This window comes from Mycobacterium sp. SMC-17, from assembly GCF_045310915.1.
Lineage (GTDB): Bacteria > Actinomycetota > Actinomycetes > Mycobacteriales > Mycobacteriaceae > Mycobacterium.
On record NZ_JBJIAK010000052.1, the window covers coordinates 14,504 to 39,103 of the forward strand.

Here is a 24,600-nt window from a genome sequence, read left to right on the forward strand (position 1 = left end):
CCGGTCCGGTGTTGCCTCCAGTGGTGCCGTCATGCTGCCGTCCCTCGGTCCAACAGGTCGGAAAGCCGGCTCACCAGCTCGACCGGCGGCTGCCAGCTGAACACGCCGCACGGGTGACCGTCGACCACGGGGGTCGCCGGGCCGCACATGCCCCGGACGAACAGATAGGCCACGCCGCCCAGATGCCGGGCGGGCTCGTAGCCGGGCAGCCGCCACCGCAGGAACCGATGCAGCACAACCGAATACAGCAATGCCTGCAACGGGTAGTCGGAATGCATCATGGCCTCGGCGAGCCGCGGCGCCGTGTAGTCCGCCGCGGTGTTCTCGGTGCCGAAGTCGCCCAGCCGGTTGGTCTTGTAGTCCACCACCAGGTACTTGTGGCCGCTCTCGCCCGGAACCCGCAGCACCGCGTCGATCGAACCCGACAGGTAGCCGTGCAGCCGCTGGTGTCCCAACGGTTCGGCCTGCAGTCGCGCGCCGTAGGCCGACAGCGGATCCGAGGCCGGCAGCAGCTCGCTCACCAGCAAGCCGACGTCGCCGAGCCGGATGTCCCGCGCGGCGTCGGGCCGGTCCTGGCCGCCGCCCAGCGGCATCTCGAAATCCAGTTCCCGCAACCGGTCCCGCAGCCCGATCTGCCGCAGCGTCAGGCCCGGCGCCAGCGGGCCGAGCGGGGTGTCGTGCATCGGCACCAGCGCCGAAGCCAGTTCAGCGGTGGGCACTTCGACGTTCCACAACCCGGCCTGCTCGTCGATCCGGGCCGCGAGTTCGGCCGTCAGATCTCCGGACAGCGGGTCGGCACGTTCCAGCACGGCGTGCACCAACGAGCCGAAGGCGGCGCCCGCGGGCAGCTGCGCCATGGGCGACGGCACGTTGCCGGACAGTGGCGGTGGGGCCTCGGGCACGACGTCGGCGGATTCGTCGTCCCGCAGCGCGCTGTCCGGTTCGCTGGTCACTGCCTGCCCGTCGTCGTGGACGACGCGCACCAGCGCCGAGTACGACGTCCGTCGCCAAGAGGTGTCGATGCTGCGGTGGAAATGCCGCACGTCCAGGTCCACCGGTGCCTCCGGTGCCGGCGGCGTCATCGGGGTGACGGGCTCGGCCGCCTCGACCACCGGACCGCCCGCGTGCTCCCACGCGGTGAAACATGCCAGCGCGTCGTCGTCGGAAAGTGTCTGCGGGACAACGCAGTCCGGCACCGCGGTGGCGCCGGGCCGGCGGCCCCGCAGCAGCCGCGAGAGGCCACCGTTCTGTTCGTCCCGCGACGGTGCCCACCATGCCACCACCTGTGACTGTGCGCGGGTGAGCGCGACATAGGTCAGCCGGACGTTGTCACCGGCGGTCTCGGCCAGGCCCGCCTGCTCGGCCGCGGCCCGGTCGGTGGCCCCGGCACCGCCGACGTGCAGGCACCGTGTGCCGTCGGTGTCGTGGAACCGCAACACCGTGTCGGCCTTGACGAACCGGTTGAACCCGAACGGCAGATACACGACGGGGAACTGCAGCCCCTTGCTGCGCCACACCGTCATGATCTGCACCGCGGCGGCGTCGCTGTCCAACCGGCGGTTGCGTTCGGCCGGGCCGCCGCGGTCCTTGATCTGGCGGCGCAACCAATCCCGCAGGGCCGGCAGGTGATAACGCTCGCGATGGGCGGTCTCGTGCAGGAGCTGGCTGACATGCGCCAGGTCGGTCATGTGCCGCTCGCCGCCCCGATGCCCGAGTACCCGCTCGGGCAGACCCAGCGACACCACCGCCTCGAACACCGCCGCGATGCCCCGGTCCCGGGCGAGGCCGGCCCACTGCCGGATGGTGGTGGTGATCTGGTCGGTCAGCTCGTCGCCGCCGGCGGCGAGATCGGCCGCGCGGTGGCCGAAGAACATGGTGGTCGCGGCGGCCCGCACCACACCGCTGCGGTTGGGGGTGTCGAAGGCATCGAGCAGCCGCAGCCACTCGGCCGCCGCGGTCGAGGCGAACACGTCGGTGTCGCCCGAGTACACCACCGGAATACCCAAGTCCAGCAGCGCATCCCGGCAGGGGACGGCGTCCAGGCCACTGTCGACGATCACCGCGATGTCGCCGGCCGTCAGCGGCCGGCCGTCGAACTGCGCGCCACTGGCCAGCAGCACCGAGATGTCGGCGGCGAGATCCTTGGCGATGTACGGCCGCAACTGGCCGATCGGCACCATGCGGCGCTGCGGCGTCCCGAACTCCGTGCGCGCGACGACCCGCAGCCGGAACGGGTCGTTGTGCGGTGCTCCCGTGAGCCGATGACATTCGGTGCGGGCCTCGACGGGGTGCACCACGATGTCGTTGTCGCCGAGCGCCGCACCCTTGAGCACGGTCTGCAGCCGGTCCACCAGAACCTTGTCACTGCGCCAGTTCTCGGCCAGCGTCAGCCGCTGGTCGGCACTGCGCGCGGCATCCAGGTAGGTGACGATGTCACCGCCGCGGAACGCGTAGATGGCCTGCTTCGGGTCGCCGATCAGCACCACGGCGCTGTGCCCGACGAAGGCCCGCGAGATCACCTGCCACTGCACCGGGTCGGTGTCCTGGAACTCGTCGACCATGACGATCGGCCAGCGCCGGCGCATCCGCTCGCGCGCCGGTGCGTCGGGCTCCTCCAGCGCGGTGGCGAGCCGGCTCAGCAGGTCGTCGAAGCTCAGTACCCCCAGCCGGCGCTTGCGGCGTTCGAGCTCCTCGAGCACCGCCCGCGCGAACGAGAGGCGTTGCGCGGCAACGCTGTCCGGGTCGGCGGTCTCGGGTCGCAGCTGCGCGCCGGGATCGCCGACGACGCGCTTGGCCAGATCGAGCGCATCGGCGAAGCTCAGCGCGGGCTCGTCGCGCTGGTCTCCGTAGGTCGTGAGGTACAGGTCGGAGACGATCTCGCCGACCAGATCGTCGAGGCTCTCCACCAACTGCGCGCCCGAATCGGTGTCGCCGGCGATGCCGAGGGAACGCAGCACCAGCCCACAGAACTCGTGCGTGGTGGCGATGGTCGCGGCGTCGAAATCCGACAGCGCGTCGCGCAGCCGGGCCCGGCGCAGCACCAGTTCGTCGGGCGCGACGTCCGCCAGGTGACGGATCAGGTCGTCGTCGTCCCCGGACGGATCACCCAGGGCGGCAACGGTCCTCACCAACTGCGCCCGCACCCGTTCGCGCAGTTCGCGGGTGGCCGCCCGGCTGAAGGTGATCAGCAGCATCTGGTCCAGCGTCGCGGCACCCTCGGCGACATACCGCGTCACCAGACCGGCGAGGGCATAGGTCTTTCCGGTGCCGGCGCTGGCCTCCAGCACCGTCGTCGTCGCCGGTTCCGGCAGCGGGCCGAGCAGATCGAACGCGTCCATCAGACCCGCCGTTCCGCGTCGAGCAGCGGCTGCCACAGCCGGGCCGCGTAGGCGCCCAGGCGCGTGGTCTCGCCGCGGACGGCGAGCTCGTCGGGTCGCGGCGGGTCGAGCAACACGTGCAACGGCGCGGCCGGCCCCCAGACCTCCACGTATTCGGCACCGTCCTTCTCGAACCGCCATTCCGACTCGGCGCCCCGCTCCGGTACCGGGTCGTCGAACAGCCGCGCCCGCGCCCACTCCAGCGACGTCTTCAACGGCAGGGGTAGCGGTTCGCGGCGGCCCGCGTCGTAGATCGCGACCAGGTCCCGCAGCACCGAAAGCGGTTGCTCCGGAGGCCGATACCCCATGGCGTGCACGCCGCCCCGTGGGCCGCGGCCGATGCAGTACGCCTCCCATTCGCGTTCCGGCGCACCTGCCGCCAGCGCCACCAGGGTGACCCAGGCCTGCAGCCGGTGCTTGGCGCCCAGCTTCGAATAGGTGACCGTCACGGTGCGGTCCTGCCACACCGGCGCGACGGTGCCGGTGAGCCTGCGGCCCTGGCCCAGGTCGACGTCGATGTCCAGCGCACTCGCCTCGCCGCGTTGCAGCGTCCGGGCGGCGGTTGCCAGTTCGAGGGCCTCACCGCGGATTTCGTTGGCCTGCCGCCAGCCGAGCCGGCCCGGGGGCAGCGTGCCGCGCCGCCACTCGGCGCCGATGACGAAGTCCGGGTCGCGGCCGATCTTCAGGTCGTCGAGCATGCGTTCCCCGACCGCCCACTTGCCGAGGCCGTCGATGGCGACCGGGATGGCATCGGACAATTCGTCGGCGTCCCACGGCAGCGTGTAGTCCAGTGCCCGGAAGAACCCCTTCACCGGGTTCGCGAAGAACCGCAACAGTTCGGCGAGTTCGACGTCACCGCAGGGCGATTCGTCCAGCGGGCCGTCGATGAGCCGCGGCTTCGGCCGGCGCTCGCCCAGGACGGCCCTGGCCCCGCGCAACGCCGCCGGGTCGTAGGTGAACGGCCGGTCGGGTACCAGCTCGTCACAGGCGACGGTGCGGATGTCGAAGGGCTGCAACGGGTGGTCGGCCACGATGCGGTCCCGGACGGGTTCGGTCGTGGTCCGGTCCAGCGCGTCGAGCAGCTCCTGTACCGGGACCGCGGGCGGCCGGTGCTCGCCGGAGTGTTCGTCGGTGCCGGTGTAGGTGACGACCAGGGTGTCGGTGGCCGCGCAGATCGCATCGAGCAGCAACTGCCGGTCTTCCGAACGGATGTCGCGTTCACCGGTGAGCGGGCGACGGGCCAGGACGTCGTCACCGTCGGCGATGTTGGTGCGCGGAAAGACGCCGTCGTCGAGCCCGACGAGGCACACCACGCGATGCGGCACCGAGCGCATCGGGACCATGGTGCACACCGTCAGTGTGCCGGTGCGGAAGTTGGCGCGGGTCGGGCGGCCGGCCAGCTGCCGGCGCAGCAGGGACCGGATATCGGGCAGCCGCAGCGTCGTGCCGGACCGAGAACCCGCGTGGGTCAACACTTTCGCGAGTTCACGGTCGAGTTGCGCCTGCTGCCACTGCTCGTCGGGGCCGACGCGGGTGAGCTGCGCGACGCCGTCGCGCAGGATCTCCACCCAGCTGTCCAGGGGCTGCGCGCCGGTGAGCCGGTCGACGACACCGCACAACCGCTGGACGTATTCGGCCAACCGGCCGGCCAGTTCCACGCGGTTCGAGTCGACGTCGTCGAGCGGCAACGCGGTACCGAGCCAGCCCTGCGAATCGTCGGACATCGCGGCGCCGACGAGCAGTCGGTCGACCCCGAACTGCCAGGTGTTCTGCGGGTATCGCTGCAGCGCGTACGGGGTGCGGTGCGCCGCGTCGAAACCCCACCGAATGCCCGCCGCGCCAACCCATTCGGTGAGGTCCACGAGGTCGTCGTCGCCCCACGCGAAGCGCCGGCGCACCGGCTCGCTGTGCGCCAGGCTCAGCACCGCACTGGCGGTGGCCCGGCCGTCGGCGATGTCGAGCAGCTCGGCCAGCACCCCGAGCAGGGGATTGGTCTGGGTCAGCGCGCGGTCGGCCAACCGGACCCGCAGGCTCTGGGCCGGGTGGCCGAGGTCGGCATGCTCGCCCGCCCCGAACGCCGCGGTGATCAGCGGCGCATAGGTTTCGATGTCGGGGCACATGACCAGGATGTCGCGCGGCTGCAGGGTCTCGTCGTCGTCGAGCAGGCCCAGCAGCACATCACGCAGGACATCGATCTGCCGGGCCGCGCCGTGGCAGCGATGGATCTGCACGGACCGGTCGCCCTTGGCCAGCCGGCGCCCGCCGGGCCGCACCTCGTCGGCCGAGATGTCGGACTGCAGCCGGCCCAGCAGCGTGTCCGGGAATCCGCTGCGGGGGTGGAACCGATCGGACTGCGCGGCTGGCAGGCCGCGTTGCAGCTCCCGCAGATCGCGGCCCAGGGTCTGCAGCAGGGGGTGGCCTACCCGCAACCGGCTGCTGTCCTGGCGCCGGAGCTCCTGCCCGCGCAGATCGGACAGCGCCTGCCACAACGGGTCGCTGGGGTGCGGCAGCCACAGGTGCAGATCGTGGTGGGTCGCCAAGGCCCCGAGCAGTTCGAGATCTGCCGCGGGCAACCGGGTGTGCCCGAACAAAGACAGCCGCGGGGGTAGCTCGGACGGCGAATCGACCAGCCGGGCAATGGTTTTCGCCTGCCGCACCGGGGGCGGGTCGGCAGCGACACGTTCGGCGGTCGCGCGCCACAGGTGCGGTTGCCACCGCAGGTCGTCGTCCAGCCGGCCGCCCGCGCCGTCGGACTCGCCGCCCGTCAGCCAGTCGGCGAGCATCGCCGGCCGGGCTTTGGCGTAGGTGTCGAACAGGCCCGCCAGCCGCCGGGCCACCGCGTACCGACGGCCCTGCCGCAACTGGGTCTCCTCGGGATTGCCCAGCGCGGTGTAGCCGAGGTGCGCGGCCAGGGTGCCCGCCCAGGGGTGGTTTGCGCCCAGCTCGTCGAGCACCTCCAGCAGCGGCCACACCAGGGCGTCGGGCTCCCACGGGTTGTCGTCGGCCGTCCCCGTGATCTCCGCGAGAAGCGATGCGGGGGAGCGGAATTCGATACCCGCACACACACCGTCGTTCGCCGTGCCGCGGCCGAGCGCATGGGACAGCTGCTGGCTGAGCCAGCGCTCCATACCGCGGGCGGACACCAGCACCAGCTCGGAGGCGAACGGATCCGCCGGCGGTTCGGCGAGCAGTGCACCCAGCCCGGCGGCCAGCGCGCCGGTGTCTTCGGCTCGGTGCAGGTGTAGCGCCATCGGACCACCCTAGGTCGGCGTACCGACAGCTTTGTCGATGTGTGGCGTTACCCGGCGAACTCGGCGGCCAGACCGTCGATGCCGGCCTGGATCGCGGCCAGTCCGCCGGCGCGGGCCTTGAGCTTGCTGGCCAGGTGATGCTTGGGGTGCAGCGTCGCGGCGAATCCCGCGGCCACCTCCTGGGCGCGGCTCAGCACGTGCTCCTGGTCGACGATCTCGTCCACCCAGCCGGCCGCCCGGGCTTCCTCGCCGGTGAACGTGGCGGCCAGGCCGACCGCCCGCTGGAAGGCCGAATTGGTCAGTCGCAGCCGGAGGATTTCGATGCAGGACTGCGGCACCGTCATGCCGATGGCCACCTCGTTGGCCTGGCACCGCATCGTGGCCGAGCCGACCCGATGGTCACCCGAGCACAGCAGGAACGAGCCGCCGGCGATCGCGTGTCCGGTCGCGGCGATCACCACGGGGACGGGGAAGCGCAGCAGCCGGGCGTCGAGTTCGATGCCGCCGCGCAGCATGGCGAACCCGGCCGCCGCGTCACCCGAGCCGAAGATCGCGAGGTCGAACCCGGCACTCAGGACCCGGTTGTTGCCGGCGATGACGACGGCCTTGACATCGTCCGACTGCTCGGCCTGATCCAGCGCGGCGTTGATGTTCTCCTGCATCGTCGGGCTCAGGACGTTGACCTTGCCGTCGTCCAGCGTGATCGTGGCAACCGCATCGGTCACGGAGTAGGTGACGGTGCTCATCGGCTCTCCCTCGGTCGGTTCCCGGGCCGGGAACAGGTGTGAGCCGATGCTAGACGTGCCTTCGGAGGCGTCCTGTCAGTGGACGGCGTTGCGGTGCCGGCCCTTGGGGCCGTCGTCGAACCACTGGATTTCCAGTTCCGTGGTCTCGTCGGAAGCGCGGCTGCGCCACCGGTCCTGCGTCTCGCGGACCGCCCGGTTCATCCGGTCGATCTCGGCGCGGAAGACGTCGGGCTGCGTCTCCTTGGAGGCGTAGTGGAAGTACGTCAGCACGCTGCGCAGCAGTTCGAGCTTCTGCTTCTCGCGCTTGGCGAGGTCGTGCGTCGTCATCAGCTCCAGCCGCTGCACCGGCTGCAGCGCCGCCCAGTCGAGCACCGCCTTCGACTCGAACTCGCGGGGCTTGCGCCCGAAGCGGGACTTCTTGCCCTGCACGGGCGCCGGCGCGTCGTAGTAGGTCAGCGTCCCCTCGAATCGCGACCGGATGGACCCACCCAGCTCCTCGCGGCTGATCGCCGAGTCCCAGATGGTTCGCCACTCCTGCCCCGGAGCCAGGACCGAGAGTTCGCTGGGCAGTCGCAGCTCGGTGACATCGAGTTCGCCGTCATGGTCGGAATCCTCGTAGATGGCGACCGTCGGGTGGTGCGTGAAATCGAACGAGATGTTGTGCGCCGCGGTCTGCCCGAAGTTGCGGACCACGAGCTCGATCAGATGCCAGTCCGACGCGTGCGGCTCCATGAACATGGTCACCTGCGGGCGCACCTGATCCTGCTTGAGCTGGCGATTCTTGGACAGCTGGCGGTTCACCACGATCAGTACGACGATGCCGAACGCCAGTGCGGCCCACGCCGCGATGGCCAGCCAGCTGCCTGATCCCAGGCCTGTCAGGTCGTCCCAGCGTTGAGATATCCAGTCCACCGCGCCATCCAGTCGTCAAGTCCCGATCGGTTTTATCCGACACTGAGACTAATATTCGCTGGTTGACTTGTACAACGGAGAGCGAAAGGTAGCTGCGCTGCTAGCCGCCCATGAGCATGCGCCACTGGTCCAGGTCGCGTGCCCGGTAGACGTAATTGGTGCGACGGACGTCGTCGAGTGGCGCACTGGGTTCGGCCGAATACCAGTGCCCGGGGAAGACCGTCGGATCGCCGGGCAGGGCGGCCAGCGCCTGCAGGCTGCGGAACATGTCGTCGACGTTCCCGCCCGGGAAATCGGTGCGGCCACAGCCCTCCAGGAACAGCGTGTCGCCGGCCACCAACCGGCCGTCGAGCAGGAAGCACTGGCTGCCGGGGGTGTGCCCTGGGGTGTGCAGCAGCTCGATCGGTACGGCCCCGACCTGCACTACGTCGCCGTGCTGGTGCGGCGTCAGCTCCGACGGTGCGATGCCGGTCACCCGGGACACCCAGTCCGCCTCGTGGGCGTTGACGTGCACCGGCACGCTGACCCGCTCCAGCAACTCGGCCAGGCCCTTGAGCTCGAAGCCCATCATCGAGCCGCCGACGTGGTCGGGGTGGTGGTGGGTGACGAGCACGCCGGACAGGTGCATGCCGTCGCCCTCGAGGACGTCGACCAGATCGCCCGCAGCGTAGGCCGGGTCGGCCACCACGCAGTCGCCGGTCTCCCGGTCGCCGATGAGGTAGGCGAAGTTGCGCATCTGCTGGGCGATCGGGTCCGTCGCGGCGAAGTCGCGACCGGCGAGCAGCTGGCGGAAATACAGGCGGTCATCAGGCATGCCGACAGCCTAGGAGGGCGGTTGGCCCGCGTTGAAGTGCGTGGCTTCAATCTCCGAGCGCATATCTCGTGCCAATTGAAGCCAGGTACAGATTTCGGGTGCGCGGCGTCCCTGACGTCAATCACGAGGGGTTGGCGCGCTCGCTCATTGAAGCCAGGGACTTCGCGGGGGCCGAGCAATCCACAGTGCGACGTTCATCCACAGATCGAAACCTGCCTCTGGCGGATGCTCGCCGCAGCGTCGGAGGCCGCCGACAACATCGCGTCATGGGGGTATTCATCGGCAGCGAGGCATTGGCCGCGGGAAAGGTCACGCGTAATGACCTGCGTCGGCACTACAGGCGCATGTTCCCGGACGTCTACGGACCGTTCGAGCCCACCGTCCGAGATCGCGCTCGCGGTGCGTGGTTGTGGTCCGGCCGGCGGGGTGTCATCACAGGCGTGGCGGCATCGGCGCTGCATTGGGCGAAATACGTCGACGACGACGTGCCGATCGAGATGCTCTGGCGCAACGGCAACCCGCCGAGCGGGCTGATCGTGCGGAATGAGGCGTACGCCGCGGACGAGGTCACCACGTATGACGGGATTCCGGTCACCACGCCGGGGCGGACGATCTTCGACCTGGGCCGCCACCTCGACCGGGATGCGGCGGTCGCCCGGATCGACGCACTGCTGTGGGTGGGCCGGGTCGGCGCCGACGAAGTTCAGCCGCTCATCGCACGGTATCCGCGGGCGCGCCGTCTCGCTCAGCTCGGCCTGGCGCTCGAGCTGAGCGACGACGGGGCCGAGTCGCCGCAGGAGACGCGGGTGCGGTTGCTGCTCACCGACGCGGGGATGCGCCCTACCGACACCCAGATCCCGGTTCATGACGGCAATCGGTTGATCACCAAGTTCGACATGGGCTGGAAGCACCTGCTGGTCGGAGTGCAATACGACGGAGGCCACCACCAGACCGATCGCGAGCAGTATGTCCGCGACCTGAAGACGCTACCGAGGCTCGAGGCGCGGAATTGGATCGTCATCAGGGTGATCAAGGAGGACACCGACGATGACGTCCTGGCCCGGGTCGCGGCAGCGTTGTACCGCCGGGGGTGGCGGGCGGCGTAGACGTACCTGGGTTCAATCAGAGTGTCTGGGTGAGACGGGCGATTGAGCTCAGGGATCGTTTCGGCGCCGCAGAAGTACCTGACTTCAACCGATGAACAACCGAGGCGGCATTGGACTAAGCCAGGGACAAACCCGGAGCAGACCCGCGGCGGGACCGCCCGAACAGGCCGAAATAGCGTGGTTGAGCTGCCGTTTTGGCAGGTGAAACCGCGAGACGGTAACCTCTTTAAGGCCCACGGGGCAGACGGTCGTAACCGACAGTTCGAAACCGAGGGTCAGGCCCCCTTAGCTCAGTCGGCAGAGCGTTTCCATGGTAAGGAAAAGGTCAACGGTTCGATTCCGTTAGGGGGCTCGGTGGACATATGGCGAGCGGAGCGACGGAAGTAAAAATCCGCCGCTGCGCCGCCTGTGTCTGTCGGGGCGGTGTAGCTCAGCTGGTTAGAGCGCACGACTCATAATCGTGAGGTCGGGAGATCGAGCCTCCCCACCGCTACCAGCACAACAGAGATTCGAAGCGAAAGAGGCAGAGACGTGGCGTCGAGTACCGACGTACGGCCGAAGATCACCTTGGCCTGCGAGGTGTGCAAGCACCGTAACTACATCACCAAGAAGAACCGCCGCAACGACCCGGATCGGCTCGAGCTGAAGAAGTTCTGCCCGAACTGCGGTACGCACCAGCCGCACAAAGAGTCGCGTTAGTCACTCGTCGTGGGTCTGGCGGACATTGTCGGCTATCACTACCGGCATCCCGAGTGCTACGAGGTCGGTCGCGAGAAGATCCGTGAGCACGCGACTGCCGTTCAGAACGACGACGCGTGTTTCCACCAGGAGTCGGCGGCCGCCGAGCTCGGCCACGACGCGCTGCTCGCGCCGCTGACCTTCATCTGCATCTTCGGCTACCAAGCCCAATTCGCGATGTTCGGCGATGCCGGCATCGCCATTTCTGATGCCCAGATCGTCCAGGTCGACCAGTCGCTGAAGTTCCTGCAGCCGATCAAGGCCGGGGACAAGCTGTACTGCGATGTGTACGTCGACTCGTTCCGTCAGGCACACGGCACCGACATCATCGTGACCAAGAACATCATCACGAATGACCGTGATGAGGTCGTGCAGGAGGCCTACACGACCTTGGCGGGTCGCTCGGGTGACGAGGACGGACAGGGAGGATTCTCAGATGGCACTTCGTGAGTTCAATTCGGTCAAGGTCGGCGACGCGCTGCCTGAGAAGACCTACCAGCTGACCCGGCAGGACCTGGTCAACTACGCCGGCGTCTCCGGCGACCTGAACCCCATCCACTGGGACGACGAGATCGCCAAGCAGGTCGGTCTGGACACCGCGATCGCCCACGGCATGCTGACCATGGGCCTCGGCGGCGGCTACATCACCAACTGGGTCGGCGACCCGGCTGCCGTGACCGAGTACAACGTCCGCTTCACCTCTGTGGTCCCGGTCCCGAACGACGGCGTCGGCGCTGAGCTCATCTTCAGCGGCCGCGTGAAGTCGGTCGACGAGGAATCCAAGTCGGTCACCATCGCGCTCTCTGCCACCACCGGCGGCAAGAAGATCTTCGGCCGCGCCGTCGCCACCGCGAAGTTGGCGTAGTCATGCCGCTGAATCCCAACATCCTGGGGATGGTCCACAAGTACCCGCAGGTCTTCGTCGTGGGCCGGGAGCAGGTCCGGCAGTACGCCAAGGCCGTCAAGTCCGACCACCCCGTTTCGATGGACGAAGCCGCCGCGGCCGAGTTGGGTCACAAGGCCATCGTCGCCGGCCCGACGTTCGTGGCGATCGTCGCACTGCTGGTCCAGCAGGACTTCTTCCGCGTCGTCGATGTCGGCATGGAGACCATGCAGATCATCCAGGTCGACCAGAAGTTCGTGTACCACCGCCCGATCCTGGTCGGTGACCGCTTGCACGCGACCGTCGAGATCATCTCCGTCGAGCACCGGTTCGGCGCCGACATCGTGATGACCCGCAACACCCTCACCGACGACGACGGCAGCGTCATCATGGAGGCCTTCACGACGTTGATGGGCCACGAGGGCGACAACTCGGTGTCGGTGCGCTACGACCGCGAAACGGGCCAGGTTTTGCGTTCGGCCGTCGGAGCGGATTAGTAACTCAGACTGGGGCCGATGTACACTCGGTCCTCGGGGATCCACCCTTTTCAGCGCGCTGTCCGTCGGTTACACATCGACCGATCGGGGAGCGCGCGAATTGTGTGAGGACCCAACCGGAAGCGCCGGCCTGGCCGGTGCTGAAGGGGCGTAGCTCAATTGGCAGAGCAGCGGTCTCCAAAACCGCAGGTTGCAGGTTCAAGTCCTGTCGCCCCTGCTCAACTGAATACCGATGTGGACACTGGAAATGTGACCACCTGGAACAGACGAAAGGCATGCGGTGAGCGACGAGCGCGATAGTGCCGGCTCCGCAGGCGCCGGTACTGATGCGGGCACCGACGCGAGCGAAAGCGAGTCGCAGGGCCAGACCGCAGTTGTGACGCGTCCGGCGCGTCCGACCGGAAAGCGGGCCCGGCGGGCCGTCGAGGTCGACGAGTCCGAATCGGACGTCGAGACCGGCGACACGGACTCCGACGCCGAGGACAGCGCGGCCGAGGCCGGCAAGAAGTCCAAGCCGAAGAAGGCTGACAAGTCCAAGAAGACGGGCCCCACTCGGAACCCGTTCGTGTTCGTCTGGAACTACCTCAAGCAGGTCGTCGCCGAGCTGCGCAAGGTCATCTGGCCGAACCGCAAGCAGATGATCGGTTACACGACCGTCGTGCTGGTGTTCCTGGTCTTCATGGTGGCGCTGATCGGTGGGGTCGATTTCGGTCTCGCCAAGCTCGTCATGTGGGTGTTCGGCTGACGCCGAGCGCCCGCCGGGACGAGCTCAAGAACGTAAGAGAGGACTGACTACCGTGACTTTCGATGGCGAGACACCTTCGGACGAGTCCGACGTGACCGCCGAGGCAGTCGAGTCGGTGGAGACCTCGGACGACACCGTGGACGCTGACGACACCCTGGACACCGACTCGGCCGACGCCGAGGAAGCGCCCGAGGCGACCGACGTGGTCGTCGACGAGACGGCGGAAGCCGTCGCCGAGGAGCCCGAGGACGAGGATCCCGCGGTCGCGCTGAAGAAGCAGCTGCGTCGTCAGGCAGGCGAGTGGTACGTCATCCACTCGTACGCCGGTTACGAGAACAAGGTGAAGGCCAACCTCGAGACCCGCGTGCAGAACCTGGACGTCGGCGACTACATCTTCCAGGTCGAGGTGCCGACCGAAGAGGTCACCGAGATCAAGAACGGCCAGCGCAAGCAGGTCAACCGCAAGGTGCTGCCGGGCTACATCCTGGTGCGCATGGACCTGAACGACGAGTCGTGGGGCGCCGTGCGCAACACCCCGGGTGTGACCGGGTTCGTCGGCGCGACCTCGAAGCCGTCGGCGCTGTCGCTCGACGACGTCGTGAAGTTCCTGCTGCCGCAGGGCGCCGCGAAGAAGCCCGCCAAGGCGACCGCGGCCGCCGCTACGTCGGGTGCCGACAGCGAAGCCACCCTCGCGCGTCCGGAGATCCTGGTCGACTTCGAGGTCGGCGAGTCGGTCACCGTCATGGACGGCCCGTTCGCCACGCTGCCCGCGTCGATCAGCGAGGTCAACGCCGAACAGCAGAAGCTCAAGGTGCTGGTGTCCATCTTCGGACGCGAGACACCCGTCGAATTGACCTTCACACAGGTCAGCAAGATTTAATCGCGAGCCTCGGCTCCCGGTTAGCAGGAACGTAGTCGCGCCGCGACTACCTAGAAAGGAACACCACACCAATGGCCCCGAAGAAGAAGAAGGTCGTCGGGCTGATCAAGCTTCAGATCCAGGCCGGCGCGGCCAACCCCGCCCCGCCCGTGGGTCCGGCGCTCGGCCAGCACGGCGTCAACATCATGGAGTTCTGCAAGGCGTACAACGCCGCGACAGAAAGCCAGCGTGGAAACGTCATCCCCGTCGAGATCAGCGTCTACGAGGACCGCACGTTCACGTTCGTTCTGAAGACCCCGCCGGCTGCCCGGCTGCTGCTCAAGGCTGCGGGTATCCAGAAGGGTTCGTCCGAGCCGCACAAGACCAAGGTCGCCAAGATCAGCTGGGACCAGGTCCGCGAGATCGCCGAGACCAAGAAGGAAGATCTCAACGCGAACGACATCGACGCCGCTGCCAAGATCATCGCCGGCACCGCGCGCTCGATGGGCATCACCGTCGAATAGTTCGTCCCGTACACGTCGGGTACTCGAACTGAGCAATACGTGGAAGAGCCCGCTTCGGCTCGCTAACCACAACCTCTGAACTGGAGATTCAAATGAGCAAGAACAGCAAGGCATACCGCGAAGCTGCCGAGAAGGTGGACCGCGACAACCTGTACACCCCGCTCCAGGCCGTCAAGCTGGCCAAGGAGACGTCCTCGAAGAAGCAGGATGCGACCGTCGAGGTTGCGATCCGGCTGGGTGTCGATCCTCGTAAGGCAGACCAGATGGTGCGTGGCACCGTCAACCTGCCGCACGGCACCGGTAAGACCGCCCGCGTAGTGGTGTTCGCGGTTGGTGAGAAGGCCGAGGCCGCTGTGGCCGCCGGCGCCGATGCCGTCGGTAGCGATGACCTGATCGAGCGTATCCAGGGTGGGTGGACCGACTTCGACGCCGCGATCGCGACGCCGGATCAGATGGCGAAGGTCGGTAAGATCGCCCGCGTCCTCGGCCCGCGTGGTCTGATGCCGAACCCGAAGACCGGCACCGTCACCCCGGACGTGGCCAAGGCCGTGTCCGACATCAAGGGCGGCAAGATCAACTTCCGCGTCGACAAGCAGGCCAACCTGCACCTGATCATCGGCAAGGCGTCGTTCGACGAGGTCAAGCTGGCCGAGAACTACGGTGCTGCGCTGGACGAGGTGCTGCGCGCCAAGCCGTCGTCGTCGAAGGGCCGTTACCTGAAGAAGGTCACCGTCTCGACGACCACCGGCCCGGGCATCCCGGTCGACCCGGCCGTCACCCGGAACTTCACCGAAGAGGCGTAAGCCGAATCCGATTTCACGAAGGACCCCCGTACGACTTCGGTCGTGCGGGGGTTCTTTGTTGTCAGACGTACCAGTGGATGGTGCGCAGTCCGCGGTACACCCGGCCGAAGAACTGCGTGTGCCGTCGGCGGAAGGTGTCGATGGCCGCAGGCGCCACACCGACTCTCGTGGCCGTCGGCAGCACGATCTGATCCCGAATTCCCATGTGGGCCTTCTCGATCAGCCGGATCACCGCATCCGCGGTGAAGTGGATGCCGTCCACCCCGCGCCAGAGCACGGGAATCGGGGCCGGACGGAGCTGCATCCAGGCGGTGATGCGTTGGCGAAACAGCGGCTGGGGCATGGAGATTCCGTTCTGTTCGGTTGCGAGGCGATGTTGTCGTCGGGTCATGCCGCCGTGCTGCGCCCGGTCGGCAGAGACGGGGCGCCGGTGTCGACGAATGCGCGGATGGTGCGGCCCATGTCGGATATGGCGGCCCGGGCATCCGGAAGGATGTCGGCCCCGGCGTGGAAGACGTGCAGTGCGCGATCCCAGATCTGCAGGGTGCAGGGCACCGCGGCCGCGCGGCAGCACTGAGCCAGTTGTTCGGCGTCGGCCAGGAGTACTTCGGTCGAGCCCACCTGGATGAAAACCGGTGGGAGCCCGGTGAAGTCGTGGTTCACCGGCGACCAGCGCGGGTCCAGCTCGCCGCCGGCCGCGAAACCGACCAGGGCGGGGACCGAGAGGGTGAAGGCCGACAACACGGCGTCCGTCCGATCGTTGGCGTGGGCGAGCCTGCGGGCCGGATCGAATTCGGCCCACGGCGCGATGGCGACGATGCCGCCGGGCATCGGCAGCCGGCGCTCGCGTGCGGCCAGCGCCGCGGCGAAGGCCAGGCCACCGCCCGCGGAATCGCCGGCGAACACGATCTTTTCGGGAGCGAAGCCCAACCCGAGCAGATGCTGGTAGGCATCGAGCGCGTCGGCGACAGTGTCGGTGATGTGGGCCGCCGGCAGTTGCCGGTAGTCGACGTTGAGCAGCGGGATACCTGCGGCGCGGGCGATGCGGCCCGCGATCCGGCGATGGCTGTGCAGTCCACCAGCCACAAAACCACCGCCGTGGAAGTAGAGGATGGCACCGCCGGTGACGTCGTCGGGGCCGGCGATCGTCTTGTGCCACAGCCATTCCGCGCGGCAGGTGGCGAAGCGCAGGGCGCGGCGGCGGGTGCCGCGCGGCGGCCGTAGCGGGACGGTGATCAACTCGGCGCGGTTGGCGATGCGGAACGCGGGCGTGCCGCGCAGCGGACCGCGCCAGGCCAGCCGGGCGATACCGTCGAGTGCGGGCCGAATTGTCCTGCGGCCCAGCGCATCGGCGACGCGCAGTGACCGGCTCGCGCGGCTGGGCAACTCGATGGTCACCGAATCGATCGCACTCATGCGTGCACGCCCGCGGTGGTGGCCGGGATTTCGTAGCGGTAGTCGTCCAGCGGGAATCTGCGGTTGCCGCGGCTGGCCTCGAAGAAACCGGAGGGACGGATGTATGTGGTGTCGCCCTGCGAGTTCCGGTAGTAGGTGGGCACATGCCCGTTGAGGTCGCCGAGGTAGTAGCGCAACGGTTCCGCACGTCGGTAGGTCGTGCGATGGTAGGCGTCGGCGGCCTCCGGGCGAATCTCGCAGACGTGCGCCGCGCGGCGGCGGGTCTCGGTGATCGCGCGGACGGCGTGGTCCGCGGTCATCTCGACGAAGGCGTGCCAGCCCGACCCGGTCCACGAGTACGGGCCGCACAGCGTCCACCGGTTGGGCAGCCCCGGCACCGAGACGCTCTCGTACGCCTGCAGGCCTTCCTCGTTGTAGAACTTGGCGAGATCGAAACCGGCCCGGCCCACGACGGTTCCCGGGCGATACGTCTCCGGATCGGAGAACACCTCGTAGCCGGTGGCCAGGATCAGCACGTCCAGCTTGTGGAGCATTCCGTCGCGGGTCCGGACGCCGGTCGGCGTGATCTTCTCGATGGGATCGGTCACCAGCGACACGTTGGTGCGGTTGTAGGCCTGCAGATATCCGTTGGACATGGTCGGCCGTTTGGCGAGCAGACCGAAGTTCGGTGTCAGCTTCGCGCTGGTTTCCGGGTCGTGCACCGTTCTGGCCACGAATCTGCGGTAGCCGCGGATGCAGAGCGCGTCGGCTCGATCCAGCGTCGAATGCGAGGTCCGCAGTGCCCCACGGAGAATCAGGTCGACCACGACCAGCACGCCGCCGTGGATCGTGGCCTGCACACCGGGGATCGCCAGCACCTTCTTCATCACCGCCGGTACCCGGAAGTCCGGCTTGGGAATGGACCAGACCGGGGTGCGCTGGAACACCGTCAGATTGCCGACCTCCGGTGCGATCGCCGGAATGATCTGCACCGCACTGGCTCCCGTGCCGATGATGCCGACGGCCTTGCCGGTCATGTCGTAGTCGTGGTCCCAATCGGTCGGCCGCTGCACCTTGCCCTTGAACGATTTCGCGCCGGCAATCCCGACGTCTTCCTTGGGCCGGACGAACGCGCCCACCGCGCTGATGACGAACCGTGCCGTGATGACGGAGCCGTCGGCGGCATGCAGCTTCCAGAAGTTACCGGTGTCGTCCCACTCCTCCCGTTCGACGTTGGTATTGAACCGGATACGCGAGTACAGCCCGTACTTTCGGGCCACATCGACGTGGTACTGCTTGACCTCCGCGCCTTTGGCGAAGAAACGATCCCAGTTGGCGTTGCGCGCGAACGAGTACTGATACGCGATGGTCGGGATGTCCACGCCGAGACCCGGGTAGTGGTTCTCGTGCCAGCTGCCGCCGACATCGTCGGCGCGCTCCAGGATGACGAAGTCGTCGATGCCGGCCTTGCGGAGCTTCACGCCCGCGGCGATACCGCCGGGCCCGGCGCCGATGACGGCGACCTCGAATTGCGGCGTCGTACTCATGCGCTCACCTCTTCGGGCACGTGCACGGTGTTGCGGGTGAAACGGTAGTCCGACAGCGGGAAATGCCGGTTCGCCCAGCGCATCTCCAGAACCGTGGTCGGGCGGAACGCCGCGGCGTCGCCGTGATGATTGAGGTAATACGTGTTGGAGCCGCCACACGCCGAGGTCATCAGGGGAGTTCCGGCGACGCGCTTCTGCATGTCCGCGAAGAAGCGGTCGTGCGGCTCCTGCTTGACCTCGACGCGGGTGGCGCCACGCTGCCGGGCCTCGGTGATCACGCGCACGGCGTGGTCCCCGGTCGACTCGATCAACACCAGATACGAGCCCGGGGCGTAGGCGTACGGCCCGATGACGAGGAAGGCGTTGGGGAACTTCGGTGCCGAGACGCCCTGGTACGCCTGGTAGCGGTTGGCCTCCCAGAACTCGTTGAGATCGACGCCGTCACGGCCCAGGGTCGGGAACGGCGGCGTGCTGCCCTTGGCCATGACCTTGAATCCGGTGGCGCACACCAACACATCGATGTCGTGCGCCGCGCCGCCCTCGGTCACCACCGCGTCGGGGGTGACCTTCTCGATGGGGTCGGTCACCAGATCGACGTGCGGCAGGTTGTAGGTCTTGAAGTACTCGTTGTGCATCGACGGTCGCTTGCAGCCCAGCAGGTACTTCGGGGTGAGCTTCTCGCGCGTCACCGGATCCTTGACCTGCGTGCGCATCCAGAGTTTCAGCGCGGCTTCGGCGCCGCGGATGAGCGGCTGCATCCGCCGCCCGTGCAGCATGCCGGCGCCGACACCGAGTTCGACGCCCACCATGCCGATCGCGCGCAACGGCGCGCGCAGTATCGGGGTGCCCAGCACCGCCCTGGTGACCCGGCCCGTGTGCCAATCTGGCTTGGGCGCGACCCAGATCGGGGTGCGCTGGAACACCGTGAGGTGGGCGGCGACTTTGGCGACCTCCGGAATCAGTTGCAGCGCACTGGCGCCCGTGCCGATGACGCCGACCCGCTTACCGCGCAGATCGACGCTGTGATCCCAGGCGGCGGTGTGCAGCACCGTCCCGCCGAAGCTGTCGATGCCCGCGATATCCGGGAGGTTCGGCACCTCCAGGCCGCCGATGCCCGCGATGATGAACCGGGCCGTCACCTCGCCGGAATCGGTACTGACGTGCCAGATGTCGTTCGCCTCGTCGAACCGGCATCCGGTGACCGTGGTGTTCAGGCGCAGCTTCGGCCGCAGCCCGTGGGCATCCACGACCTCCTCGGCGTACGCCTGAATTTCGTGGCCCGGTGCGAAAAGCCGCGACCAGTCGCCTTTTTGGTGATAGCTGAACTGATAGATGAACGACGGAATGTCGACCGCGACGCCGGGGTAATGGTTGGCGTGCCACGTCCCGCCGACCTTGTCCCACTTGTCGAGGATGACGAAGTTCTCGATGCCGGCCTGCCGGAGCCGGACGCCGGCGTTGATGCCGCCGAAGCCCGCACCGATGACGACGACCTCGAATTCGGGGCTGGATGTCATTGTCATATCTCCTATTTCCCGGTCAGCCGGGCGAGTGCCTTGCCGGCGACCGGGATCACGGATTCGATGCGGTCGAAGGACGCGCGCGCGAGAACTGCGCGCGTGAGGCTGGGGGAGAACCGGAACAGCCCGTACAGCAGCCAGGATTCCGGTGCGACCGGTACGACGGCCGAATTCCACCGCACGGCCCGTTCGATCGCCCGGGCAACCTTCTGCGGTGAGGTGTAGGCGTATCGCTGCATACCGCCCGCGGTCTCGCGCCACGCCGCCTGCTGCTCCGCGGTGAGCCCGGCCCGTTGGCCGTTGGCGAGCAGGTTGGTCCGGATGGCGCCCGGGCAGATCGCGGTCACGCCGATCCCTTTGCTGCGCAACTCCACTCGTAGCGCCTGCGAGGCCATCAGGACGGCCGACTTCGCGACGCCGTACGCGGGCTCGAGCCCCGATGGAAAGTACGCGGCCGCCGACGACAGATTGACGATGTGGCCGGGAATCCCATCGTCGATCATCTGTTGCGCGAAGACCCGTGACCCGTAGATGACGCTCATCAGGTTGATGTCGATCTCGCGCTGCCACTGCGCGGCGCTCATCTCCACGAACCCGCCGAGGTCCATGACGCCGGCGTTGTTGATCAGCACGTGGGGTGCGCCGAAGTGGGCAAACATCCACTCGCCGAAGGCCTCCCACTCGTCGTCGGCGGCCACGTCCAGCCGGTAGGCGACGGCTTGGCCGCCTGCGCCGACGATCTGTTCGGCCGTCTCCTTCGCGGCCGGCATGTCGATGTCTGCGACGATGACCCGACCGCCTTTGGCGGCGAACAGCTTTGCCGTCTCACGCCCGATACCGGCCCCCGCGCCGGTGACGATGACGTTCTTCATCGCTTCCCTCCGAACAGCCTGCCCGACAGGGCGACTGCCTTGTCGGCGATCGACATCGTGAACAGGCCGTAGAGACCGCGGGCCGCACTCGGTGACAGCCGGTACAGGTACCAGCCGGCCCAGGCCTCGACGCCGACCGGGACCGTCGAGAGGTTCCAGCGCACCGCGCGTTCGATCGCGGCGGCCACCCGGTCGGGGGACCGGCCGATGTAACGGTGGCCGGCGGCGAGCTTGGCCGCCCAGTCCGAACTGTCGCTGTCGTCGACGCCGCCGCGAGTCCCGTTGGCGGCCAGGCTGGTTCGGATCAGCCCTGGGCAGATCGCGCTGACGCCGATGCCCTTGTCACCGAACTCCGCACGTAGCGCCTGGGTGCCGAACCACGCGCCGGCCTTGGCGACCACATACGAGGGGGCGATGGGCGTCGGCATGAACGCGCCGACCGAACACACGTTGACGATGTGGCCGCGCACCCCGGCGTCCGTCATGCGTTGCACGAACAACCGAGATCCCACCAGGGGGCTCATCATGTTGATCTGGATCATTCGCCGCCAGTCCGCGTTGGACTGCTCCAGGAACCCACCACCGATGAGGATGCCGGCGTTGTTGACGACGACGTCGGGCACGCCGTGTTCGGCGCACACCCGGTCGGTGAAATCCTCCCAGTCGGTGAGGTCGGCGACGTCGAGTCGCCGGAACACCGCGCGGCCGCCCGCGTCCTGGATGAGGTCGACCGTTTCCTTGCCGGTCTGCTCGTTGATGTCGGCCACGACGACCTCGGAGCCGTTGCGGGCGAACCGCACGGCCGTCGCACGTCCGATGCCGCTGCCGCCACCCGTCACCACTGCCACCGTCATGGCCGACATCCGTCGGTGGCGCTGGGTGAGCTGTGTGTATCGGTCATTTCGACTCCTTGGGTCGACCTCATGAAAAGAGTTGAGCGGTAATCAATTTCGGTAGGCGGGAATGCGTCGCCGGGCCTACGTCGTGCTCATCGCGGGCATCGCCAGGGCGCCGCCGTCGGGCTGCTTGCCGTGGAGCCGATGTCACATTTCGGATAGTAGCCCTATTTGAATATGGGGGCAATATCAAATTTGGAGCGCGCCGAGGCGGTAGTCTGGCCTCTCGCCGGCGACCGGTGGGCGGACCTGCGGAGGACACTGTGGCGGCTCGGAAAGTGTTGACACGCGCAGAGAGTCAGGCGCAGACGCGCCAGGAGGTGCTCGATTCGGCGGCGCGGCTCTTCTATGCGAACGGCTATCACGGCACCTCCATCGCAGCCATCGCGGCTGACGCCGGGCGCACCATCGGTGCTGTCTACAGCAACTTCGCGGGCAAAGAGGCGCTGTGCCTCGAAGTCCTCCGCACGAGGTACCTCGCGGAAACCACCAAACTGCTGGAAATGCTTGTCGGCGAATCTGATTCGATGGACGACAGGTTCGGGGCGCTGGCGACCTGGTGGTCCCGGTTGTCCTCGGACATCCCGCTCACGGTGCTCGGTTCGGAGTACCTGTTGAGCACCTTGGGAGACCCGGAGCAGACCGCCGGGACGAGGGAGACCATCGATCGGTTCCGGGAGTCGGTCCGGGTGATGGTCGAGGACCTGATACCCGAGGGCGTCGACGCCGCAGACCCGCGCTTGGACGAGGCGATCGACGCCATCGTGGCGACCGGAAGCGGATTGGCGATATCTCAGGCGATCGGGATGGCCGACGCCGACCAGAGTGCGGCGCTGCTGGTCACCACGCTGCGGATGTGGATGGATCGGTTGGCCACACCGCAGGCCGCGGACGATCAGTGCGACAAGCCCGGGCCGACCAAGGGGAAGCGGGCCGGCACCAAGAACACCAGGAAGCCGGCGTCGCCCAGCCGCTGAGCGCGCCGACCGCGTTGGCACACCGCGACATCCGGTGATCCCGTGGTTGTCCGGTGCCGGGATCTGGCAACCTCGACACATGTTCGTGCGAACACTCGTCGCCTTGGGCGCGCTGCTGTCGGTCGGGAACTTCGGGCCGGACCTCGGCGCGGCCTCGGCAGCACCACAGCCCGCCCCGCCGCCGGTGTCACCGCAGGCCGCTGCGGCCGGACTGATCGACGTCCGGTCCGTCGTCCCCGATGCGGTGATCGACCTGCGCTACGCCACCCCGAACAACTTCGTCGGTGTCCCGCTGTATCCCGCCGATGCCCGGTGCCTGATCCACGAGTCCATGGCGCCGGGGCTGGCCACCGCCGCCCGGATTCTGCGCGCGCACGGCGAGGTACTGACGTTCTGGGACTGCTACCGCCCGCATGACGTGCAGGTCCGGATGTTCCAGGCCGTGCCGGACCCGAACTGGGTCGCCAAACCCAGCCAGTTCGCCCGCAGCCACGAGTCCGGTCGGTCGGTGGACGTCACCATCACCGGCGTCGACATGGGTACCGATTTCGACGACTTCACGCCGCGCGCGACGGCCTACGCGACCACGGGCGTCACCCCCGCACAGCAGGCCAACCGCGCGCGACTGCGCGACGCGATGGTCGCCGGTGGGCTGACTGTGTACCCGGGGGAGTGGTGGCACTTCAACGGGCCTGGCGCATCCGAGCCGCGCCCGATCCTCGACGTGCCGGTGAACTGAGTCAACCGGCGACCAACTGCGCCAGCAGGGCCCGGTGGTCGGAACCGGGTACCTGCAGCGTCCGCAGCGACGTGGCCACGTAGCCGCGCGTGAGGATGTGGTCGACCGCGAAGACCGGTGGCGCGACGATGTCGGACGGATGCGTGCGAACCACCCCGGCGCCGGCCTGTGCGCCGGCGTCCTGATAGCCCTGCCGCAGCAGCCGGCGGAATTCCCGCATGTCCGGAGTCGCGTTCAGGTCACCGGCCAGCAGCACGGGGCCCGTGCTTGCCCGGGCAGCCGTCAGCAACGTGCCCGCCAGTCGCGCCAGGTCGTCGCGCCAGCCCTGTAGCGGGTCGGGCCAGGGCGCGGACAGGTGCACCGTCAGCACGCGGGTGGGGGCGGGTGCCTCGGGCAGGTGGACGTCGGCGGCCAGCATTCCCAGCCAGAAGCCGTCGTCGATGCGGATGTCACTGATCGGGTGACGGCTCCAGAGCCCGACGCCCCCGGGTTCGTCCATCTCGCGCAGCGCCCGGTGCGGGAACAGCCGGTCGAGCCCGGCCGACTCCAGCCGCGCCAGCGCCGCGGGCGTGAGTTCTTGCAGCGCAACGATATCCGCGCTCTCCTCGGCGTACCGGACGACGGCTTCGGCGTCGGCCCGCCCGTAGCGCAGATTTGCCGACAGGAACCGCAGTGCCGTCCCCGACGGCGCCTTCGCGCGGCGGAACAGGGGTAGTTGTATGACGGCCGCGACGACGGTGGTGCCGACCGCGACCGCTGCCAGCGGCCAGTTTCCTGCGGCGCCGAACAGGATGGCGGCCACGGGGGCGCCGATGAGCGCATACGGGGCGCCGGCGGCCAGTGCCAACAGTGTGCGGTTGACGATCGGAACCCACCGCACCGCGAGGCCGGCCGCGGCTGCGCACAGCGTGATGGCACCGGCGTATGTCAGAACTGAATGCCACATCGCGATGATTTGCCTCCGCACTTCTCGTGTTGGCCGTGCCGGCTCGCGTCGAGCTGTTCCGAAAAATGTACCGGACGTATGTTCTGCCTCGTCCCGGTGACTTTGGCAACGATAATTCGTATTTGCTGAGCTCGGTAATTACGTGTGCTATGTAACGCGGATGCGTGAAATCATTGGAGAATTCTGTCAGGAGTCTATCAGTGGGCTGTGAATAGACAATGGCGTTCTACCTGGTTGTTGACCATAGGTATGTTTATTTCTCCAACGGTTCTGCAGATTTGTTGCCGTCATTGGCGGTAATGTCTCCGCCATTCATCGACGGCCTCGTAACAATTCGCTGGCCGGTCGTTCGGGGTGAGGAGGACGGCATGTATTGGGGCTCTTCATGATTGAGGGTGTAGAACGGTCAGCTGCTGTCGGCCTGTGATTGGGGTGTCTGGTTGGCTGGGTGTG

The 24,600-nt window shown here is 67.8% G+C and carries 23 protein-coding genes and 3 tRNA genes; 14 read left to right on the forward strand and 12 right to left on the reverse strand.

Features of this window, described 5'->3' with window-relative positions:
- Positions 1 to 29 precede the first annotated feature (29 nt).
- From ACJH7A_RS25105 to ACJH7A_RS25125, 5 genes are all read right to left on the reverse strand, one after another.
- The gene (locus ACJH7A_RS25105; RefSeq protein ID WP_212806972.1) at positions 30 to 3,338 is read right to left on the reverse strand and encodes a UvrD-helicase domain-containing protein; all 3,309 of its coding nucleotides are present in this window, start codon (positions 3,336 to 3,338) and stop codon (positions 30 to 32) included.
- Positions 3,338 to 6,628 (reverse strand): exodeoxyribonuclease V subunit gamma, encoded by a 3,291-nt coding sequence (gene recC, locus ACJH7A_RS25110; RefSeq protein WP_212806971.1) that lies wholly within the window; start codon positions 6,626 to 6,628, stop codon positions 3,338 to 3,340. The genes ACJH7A_RS25105 and recC overlap by 1 nt, the downstream gene beginning before the upstream one ends.
- 47 nt (positions 6,629 to 6,675) lie before the next feature.
- The gene (locus ACJH7A_RS25115) at positions 6,676 to 7,374 is read right to left on the reverse strand and encodes a crotonase/enoyl-CoA hydratase family protein (protein ID WP_212806970.1); all 699 of its coding nucleotides are present in this window, start codon (positions 7,372 to 7,374) and stop codon (positions 6,676 to 6,678) included.
- 75 nt (positions 7,375 to 7,449) lie between these two features.
- A complete protein-coding gene (locus tag ACJH7A_RS25120; RefSeq protein ID WP_212806969.1) occupies positions 7,450 to 8,286 on the reverse strand; it encodes a hypothetical protein in 837 nt (278 codons plus the stop codon).
- 100 nt (positions 8,287 to 8,386) lie between these two features.
- Positions 8,387 to 9,100, reverse strand: coding sequence for an MBL fold metallo-hydrolase (locus ACJH7A_RS25125; protein ID WP_212806968.1), 714 nt, complete (start codon positions 9,098 to 9,100; stop codon positions 8,387 to 8,389).
- Between the two features lie 266 nt (positions 9,101 to 9,366).
- Here ACJH7A_RS25125 and ACJH7A_RS25130 point away from each other — a divergent pair, with 266 nt between their 5' ends.
- The 12 genes from ACJH7A_RS25130 (at position 9,367) to rplA (ending at position 15,255) form a co-directional block, all read left to right on the forward strand.
- Positions 9,367 to 10,206, forward strand: coding sequence for a hypothetical protein (locus tag ACJH7A_RS25130; RefSeq protein ID WP_406802891.1), 840 nt, complete (start codon positions 9,367 to 9,369; stop codon positions 10,204 to 10,206).
- 279 nt (positions 10,207 to 10,485) lie between these two features.
- Positions 10,486 to 10,558: transfer RNA gene (locus tag ACJH7A_RS25135), tRNA-Thr, on the forward strand.
- Between the two features lie 67 nt (positions 10,559 to 10,625).
- Positions 10,626 to 10,702 (forward strand) — tRNA-Met (locus tag ACJH7A_RS25140).
- A gap of 35 nt (positions 10,703 to 10,737) precedes the next feature.
- Entirely contained in the window at positions 10,738 to 10,905 is a 168-nt protein-coding gene (gene rpmG, locus ACJH7A_RS25145) for a 50S ribosomal protein L33 (protein WP_059015841.1), read from the forward strand.
- Between the two features lie 9 nt (positions 10,906 to 10,914).
- Complete coding sequence (gene hadA, locus ACJH7A_RS25150; RefSeq protein ID WP_212806967.1) at positions 10,915 to 11,394, forward strand: (3R)-hydroxyacyl-ACP dehydratase subunit HadA; 480 nt, start codon at positions 10,915 to 10,917, stop codon at positions 11,392 to 11,394.
- Positions 11,381 to 11,809, forward strand: coding sequence for a (3R)-hydroxyacyl-ACP dehydratase subunit HadB (gene hadB, locus ACJH7A_RS25155; protein WP_212806966.1), 429 nt, complete (start codon positions 11,381 to 11,383; stop codon positions 11,807 to 11,809). Before hadA ends, hadB begins: the two co-directional genes overlap by 14 nt.
- 2 nt (positions 11,810 to 11,811) lie before the next feature.
- Positions 11,812 to 12,324 (forward strand): (3R)-hydroxyacyl-ACP dehydratase subunit HadC, encoded by a 513-nt coding sequence (gene hadC / locus ACJH7A_RS25160; protein WP_212806965.1) that lies wholly within the window; start codon positions 11,812 to 11,814, stop codon positions 12,322 to 12,324.
- Between the two features lie 144 nt (positions 12,325 to 12,468).
- A tRNA-Trp gene (locus ACJH7A_RS25165) sits at positions 12,469 to 12,541 on the forward strand.
- 63 nt (positions 12,542 to 12,604) lie between these two features.
- On the forward strand, positions 12,605 to 13,069 hold the full coding sequence (gene secE, locus ACJH7A_RS25170; protein ID WP_212806964.1) for a preprotein translocase subunit SecE: 465 nt from the start codon (positions 12,605 to 12,607) through the stop codon (positions 13,067 to 13,069).
- A 136-nt stretch (positions 13,070 to 13,205) separates the two neighbouring features.
- Positions 13,206 to 13,949 carry a transcription termination/antitermination protein NusG gene (gene nusG / locus ACJH7A_RS25175; RefSeq protein WP_406783900.1) on the forward strand — a complete coding sequence of 248 codons (744 nt, stop codon included), beginning with the start codon at positions 13,206 to 13,208 and terminating at the stop codon, positions 13,947 to 13,949.
- Between the two features lie 71 nt (positions 13,950 to 14,020).
- Complete coding sequence (rplK, locus tag ACJH7A_RS25180; protein ID WP_020101322.1) at positions 14,021 to 14,452, forward strand: 50S ribosomal protein L11; 432 nt, start codon at positions 14,021 to 14,023, stop codon at positions 14,450 to 14,452.
- Positions 14,453 to 14,544: 92 nt separating this feature from the next.
- On the forward strand, positions 14,545 to 15,255 hold the full coding sequence (gene rplA / locus ACJH7A_RS25185) for a 50S ribosomal protein L1 (RefSeq protein WP_061001845.1): 711 nt from the start codon (positions 14,545 to 14,547) through the stop codon (positions 15,253 to 15,255).
- A 61-nt stretch (positions 15,256 to 15,316) separates the two neighbouring features.
- Here the strand turns inward: rplA and ACJH7A_RS25190 are convergent, their stop codons facing one another.
- Genes ACJH7A_RS25190 through ACJH7A_RS25215 form a run of 6 tightly spaced genes read right to left on the reverse strand, consistent with a single transcriptional unit; the run spans position 15,317 to position 21,443 of the window.
- Positions 15,317 to 15,598: a hypothetical protein gene (locus ACJH7A_RS25190; protein ID WP_212806962.1), complete on the reverse strand. Its 282-nt coding sequence runs from the start codon at positions 15,596 to 15,598 to the stop codon at positions 15,317 to 15,319.
- 44 nt (positions 15,599 to 15,642) lie between these two features.
- Positions 15,643 to 16,671, reverse strand: a complete 1,029-nt coding sequence (locus tag ACJH7A_RS25195) for an alpha/beta hydrolase (protein ID WP_212806961.1) — start codon at positions 16,669 to 16,671, stop codon at positions 15,643 to 15,645.
- Positions 16,668 to 18,197 carry a flavin-containing monooxygenase gene (locus ACJH7A_RS25200; protein ID WP_406802892.1) on the reverse strand — a complete coding sequence of 510 codons (1,530 nt, stop codon included), beginning with the start codon at positions 18,195 to 18,197 and terminating at the stop codon, positions 16,668 to 16,670. The genes ACJH7A_RS25195 and ACJH7A_RS25200 overlap by 4 nt, the downstream gene beginning before the upstream one ends.
- The gene (locus ACJH7A_RS25205; protein WP_212806959.1) at positions 18,194 to 19,720 is read right to left on the reverse strand and encodes an NAD(P)/FAD-dependent oxidoreductase; all 1,527 of its coding nucleotides are present in this window, start codon (positions 19,718 to 19,720) and stop codon (positions 18,194 to 18,196) included. Before ACJH7A_RS25205 ends, ACJH7A_RS25200 begins: the two co-directional genes overlap by 4 nt.
- Positions 19,721 to 19,725: 5 nt before the next feature.
- Positions 19,726 to 20,589 carry an SDR family NAD(P)-dependent oxidoreductase gene (locus tag ACJH7A_RS25210; protein WP_212806958.1) on the reverse strand — a complete coding sequence of 288 codons (864 nt, stop codon included), beginning with the start codon at positions 20,587 to 20,589 and terminating at the stop codon, positions 19,726 to 19,728.
- Entirely contained in the window at positions 20,586 to 21,443 is an 858-nt protein-coding gene (locus ACJH7A_RS25215) for an SDR family NAD(P)-dependent oxidoreductase (protein WP_212806957.1), read from the reverse strand. Before ACJH7A_RS25215 ends, ACJH7A_RS25210 begins: the two co-directional genes overlap by 4 nt.
- A gap of 320 nt (positions 21,444 to 21,763) precedes the next feature.
- On the opposite strand from ACJH7A_RS25215, the gene ACJH7A_RS25220 reads away from it, so the two are divergent.
- Positions 21,764 to 22,462: a TetR/AcrR family transcriptional regulator gene (locus ACJH7A_RS25220; protein ID WP_244872773.1), complete on the forward strand. Its 699-nt coding sequence runs from the start codon at positions 21,764 to 21,766 to the stop codon at positions 22,460 to 22,462.
- A gap of 79 nt (positions 22,463 to 22,541) precedes the next feature.
- On the forward strand, positions 22,542 to 23,201 hold the full coding sequence (locus ACJH7A_RS25225; protein ID WP_212806956.1) for a M15 family metallopeptidase: 660 nt from the start codon (positions 22,542 to 22,544) through the stop codon (positions 23,199 to 23,201).
- A 1-nt stretch (position 23,202) separates the two neighbouring features.
- Here the strand turns inward: ACJH7A_RS25225 and ACJH7A_RS25230 are convergent, their stop codons facing one another.
- The gene (locus ACJH7A_RS25230) at positions 23,203 to 24,147 is read right to left on the reverse strand and encodes an endonuclease/exonuclease/phosphatase family protein (RefSeq protein WP_212806955.1); all 945 of its coding nucleotides are present in this window, start codon (positions 24,145 to 24,147) and stop codon (positions 23,203 to 23,205) included.
- Positions 24,148 to 24,600 lie beyond the last annotated feature (453 nt).

Coding starts and splice junctions, on each gene's coding strand:
- ACJH7A_RS25190 (WP_212806962.1), bottom strand. CDS start 15,598: ATGCCCCAGCCGCTGTTTCGCCAACGCATCACCGCCTGGATGCAGCTC.
- ACJH7A_RS25125 (WP_212806968.1), bottom strand. CDS start 9,100: ATGCCTGATGACCGCCTGTATTTCCGCCAGCTGCTCGCCGGTCGCGAC.
- ACJH7A_RS25215 (WP_212806957.1), bottom strand. CDS start 21,443: ATGACGGTGGCAGTGGTGACGGGTGGCGGCAGCGGCATCGGACGTGCG.
- hadC (WP_212806965.1), top strand. CDS start 11,812: ATGCCGCTGAATCCCAACATCCTGGGGATGGTCCACAAGTACCCGCAG.
- ACJH7A_RS25195 (WP_212806961.1), bottom strand. CDS start 16,671: ATGAGTGCGATCGATTCGGTGACCATCGAGTTGCCCAGCCGCGCGAGC.
- recC (WP_212806971.1), bottom strand. CDS start 6,628: ATGGCGCTACACCTGCACCGAGCCGAAGACACCGGCGCGCTGGCCGCC.
- ACJH7A_RS25210 (WP_212806958.1), bottom strand. CDS start 20,589: ATGAAGAACGTCATCGTCACCGGCGCGGGGGCCGGTATCGGGCGTGAG.
- ACJH7A_RS25225 (WP_212806956.1), top strand. CDS start 22,542: ATGTTCGTGCGAACACTCGTCGCCTTGGGCGCGCTGCTGTCGGTCGGG.
- ACJH7A_RS25200 (WP_406802892.1), bottom strand. CDS start 18,197: ATGAGTACGACGCCGCAATTCGAGGTCGCCGTCATCGGCGCCGGGCCC.
- ACJH7A_RS25105 (WP_212806972.1), bottom strand. CDS start 3,338: ATGGACGCGTTCGATCTGCTCGGCCCGCTGCCGGAACCGGCGACGACG.
- hadB (WP_212806966.1), top strand. CDS start 11,381: ATGGCACTTCGTGAGTTCAATTCGGTCAAGGTCGGCGACGCGCTGCCT.
- ACJH7A_RS25230 (WP_212806955.1), bottom strand. CDS start 24,147: ATGTGGCATTCAGTTCTGACATACGCCGGTGCCATCACGCTGTGCGCA.
- rplK (WP_020101322.1), top strand. CDS start 14,021: ATGGCCCCGAAGAAGAAGAAGGTCGTCGGGCTGATCAAGCTTCAGATC.
- ACJH7A_RS25205 (WP_212806959.1), bottom strand. CDS start 19,720: ATGACAATGACATCCAGCCCCGAATTCGAGGTCGTCGTCATCGGTGCG.
- ACJH7A_RS25130 (WP_406802891.1), top strand. CDS start 9,367: ATGGGGGTATTCATCGGCAGCGAGGCATTGGCCGCGGGAAAGGTCACG.
- rplA (WP_061001845.1), top strand. CDS start 14,545: ATGAGCAAGAACAGCAAGGCATACCGCGAAGCTGCCGAGAAGGTGGAC.
- ACJH7A_RS25115 (WP_212806970.1), bottom strand. CDS start 7,374: ATGAGCACCGTCACCTACTCCGTGACCGATGCGGTTGCCACGATCACG.